Annotated in this window: 3 protein-coding genes; 2 read left to right on the plus strand and 1 reads right to left on the minus strand. The window is 70.8% G+C overall.

Annotation, left to right across the window (positions count from 1 at the left end; genetic code table 11):
* The first annotated feature begins 87 nt into the window (after nucleotides 1-87).
* Nucleotides 88-528 carry an NUDIX hydrolase gene (locus WH07_RS35410; RefSeq protein WP_046509300.1) on the plus strand — a complete coding sequence of 147 codons (441 nt, stop codon included), beginning with the start codon at nucleotides 88-90 and terminating at the stop codon, nucleotides 526-528.
* A gap of 38 nt (nucleotides 529-566) precedes the next feature.
* On the opposite strand, the gene WH07_RS35415 is transcribed toward WH07_RS35410, so the two are convergent.
* Entirely contained in the window at nucleotides 567-1193 is a 627-nt protein-coding gene (locus tag WH07_RS35415) for a TetR/AcrR family transcriptional regulator (protein WP_046509302.1), read from the minus strand.
* 108 nt (nucleotides 1194-1301) lie between these two features.
* Here WH07_RS35415 and WH07_RS35420 point away from each other — a divergent pair, with 108 nt between their 5' ends.
* Nucleotides 1302-2324: an NAD-dependent epimerase/dehydratase family protein gene (locus WH07_RS35420; RefSeq protein ID WP_046509304.1), complete on the plus strand. Its 1023-nt coding sequence runs from the start codon at nucleotides 1302-1304 to the stop codon at nucleotides 2322-2324.
* Nucleotides 2325-2401: the final 77 nt, after the last annotated feature.

Here is a 2401-nt window from a genome sequence, read left to right on the forward strand (position 1 = left end):
TTCTGGAAGCGTCCCCCCGCCCCCGCCCGCCGCCCTCATGTCGGCCGCGAACCGGGGGCAGCCCGACGCTTCCAGAACGGTGGCCCTATGAACGTACAGCCCGTCATCGACACCCACATCCTCCTGCGCGACGGTGACAAGCTTCTGCTCTCGCAGCGCGGCGGCGCGTACGGGTACGGGCGATGGCACATGCCGTCGGGGAAGCTCGACTGCGGCGAGACCTTGCGCGACGGGGCCGCTCGGGAGCTGTTCGAGGAGACCGGGGTGCGGGTCGATCCCGCGCGGTTGCGGCTCGTACACACCGTGCATCACCAGCAGTCGCCCGACCTCACCCGCATCGGGTTCTTCTTCGAGGCGACCGAGTGGGAGGGCGAGCCCGAGAACCGGGAGCCCGAGAAGTGTCTCGGGCTCCGCTGGTTCTCGGTGCATGAGCTGCCCGACGACATCATCGAGTACCCGACCGCCGGCCTGTACGGCTACCTCGACGGCCGCGGCCCGCTCACCGAGCACGGTCCCTTCGCCGGGTGATCTCCCTGGGCCGCCGGAGGCGTCGGGTGGTGGCGGGGTCAGGGGTTGGCGGGTCTGGTGCGTAGGCCGTCGAGGATCAGGGCCAGGACGCGGGCGGCGCGGGCTGTGCCGTTGTCGCTCGGGGGGATGCGCCACAGGACGCTGAGCTGGAGGAGTACGTCCTCCGGCTCGATGCCCGGCTTCAGGTCTCCCGAGGCCGTACCGGCATCGAGGAGAACGGCGATGGCCCGCAGGAAGGGTTCGTAGTTCTTGTCGTCGAGTCCGCCGTTGGTCGCCGCGTGGATGACTTCGGACACGCCGTATTTGAGCTTCCCGTAGCGGGCGACCTCCTCGAACCATCGGCGCAGGGCTTCGAGCGGGGGCAGGTCGGCGGCGAGGGTGTGGGCGAGGTCGATGACCTTCTGGATCTCCTGGTGGTAGAGCTCCACGATCAGTGCCTCGCGGGTGGGGAAGTGCCGGTACAGCGTCCCCACGCCCACCCCGGCCAGTTTGGCGATCGCCGTCATGGAGACACCCGACACACCCGACACACCCGAGGCACCCGGGGCACCCGAGGCCTCTGAAGGCGCGGCGAAGGCTTCGCCCGCGACGGCGAGGATGCGAGCCCGGTTGGTCAGCGCGTCGGTGCGGGTGGCGCGGGTGGCGCGGCGAGAAGGCGGGGTCATGGCTGGTCCGATCGGTCCGGTTGCAAAGCGGAAGGGCTTCCGTTACGTTCGGGGGCAGGTAGCGGAAGGGCTTCCGCTTAATCTTGTCACATTCCATGGAGGACAGCCGTGCCCGAAACGGTTCTGGTCACCGGAGGTAGCGGCTACGTCGCCGGCTGGTGTGTCGTCGAGCTGCTGCAACGCGGCTACCGCGTCCGCACCACCGTGCGGAGCCGTGCCAAGGAGCAGGCGGTGAGCGACGCCGTCGCCACCCAGGTGGACGCGGACGGCCGGCTGGAGTTCGCGGTCGCCGACCTCACCGCGGACGACGGCTGGGATGCGGCCGTCAAAGACGTGGATTACGTCCTACACGTCGCCTCACCCCTCGGCGGCGCCGTCGCCGACAACTCCGAGGCCATGATCGCCCCCGCACGCGACGGGGCCCTGCGCGTGCTGCGCGCCGCCACCGCGGCCGGAGTACGGCGCGTGGTGATGACATCCGCGGCGAACACCGCGAGCCCCTCCTCCTACACCGACGAGGGCGTCACCGACGAGACCCTGTGGACCGACCCCGACGACCCCACACTGATCCCGTACCGCCGCTCCAAGACCCTCGCCGAGCGTGCCGCCTGGGACTACATGGCCGGTCACGACGGCCCCACCGAACTCACCACGATCCTGCCCGGCGCCGTCTTCGGGCCGATCCTGGCCACCGGCACCATCGGCTCCGTCGGGATCATCCAGCGGATGCTCACCGGCGGCATGAGCGGCGTGCCGCGCATCGGCCTGGAGATCGTGGATGTCCGCGACCTCGCCGACATCCACCTGCGCGCCATGACCTCGCCCGAGGCCGCGGGTGAACGCTTCCTCGCCACCGGCGAGTTCACCTGGATGCTGGACATGGCCCAGGCCCTCCGGGAGGAGCTGGGCGAGGACGGCCGACGGGTCTCCACCCGCCGGCTCCCCGACTTCGCCGTCCGCCTCGCGGCCCGCTTCCGCGACCCGTCACTGCGTGACATCACCCCGTCCCTGGGACGACGCAACCGCCACAGCACGGCCAAGGCGCACCGGATCCTGGGATGGCAGCCGCGCCCGGCCCGCGAGACCGTCGTGGACTGCGCCCGCAGCCTGCTGGCCCACGGCGCCGTATAGCGGCACAGGCGTAACAGCGGGTACGACGGGGACGCCGGCCCGCCAGCCAGTCGGCAAGCATCAGCCCGCCGACATGC

This window comes from Streptomyces odonnellii (assembly GCF_000981895.1).
Classification (GTDB): domain Bacteria; phylum Actinomycetota; class Actinomycetes; order Streptomycetales; family Streptomycetaceae; genus Streptomyces; species Streptomyces odonnellii.

What these genes read in the sequence shown, in the direction of transcription:
- WH07_RS35410 (WP_046509300.1), top strand. Translation starts at nt 88, where the DNA reads ATGAACGTACAGCCCGTCATCGACACCCACATCCTCCTGCGCGACGGT.
- WH07_RS35415 (WP_046509302.1), bottom strand. Translation starts at nt 1,193, where the DNA reads ATGACCCCGCCTTCTCGCCGCGCCACCCGCGCCACCCGCACCGACGCG.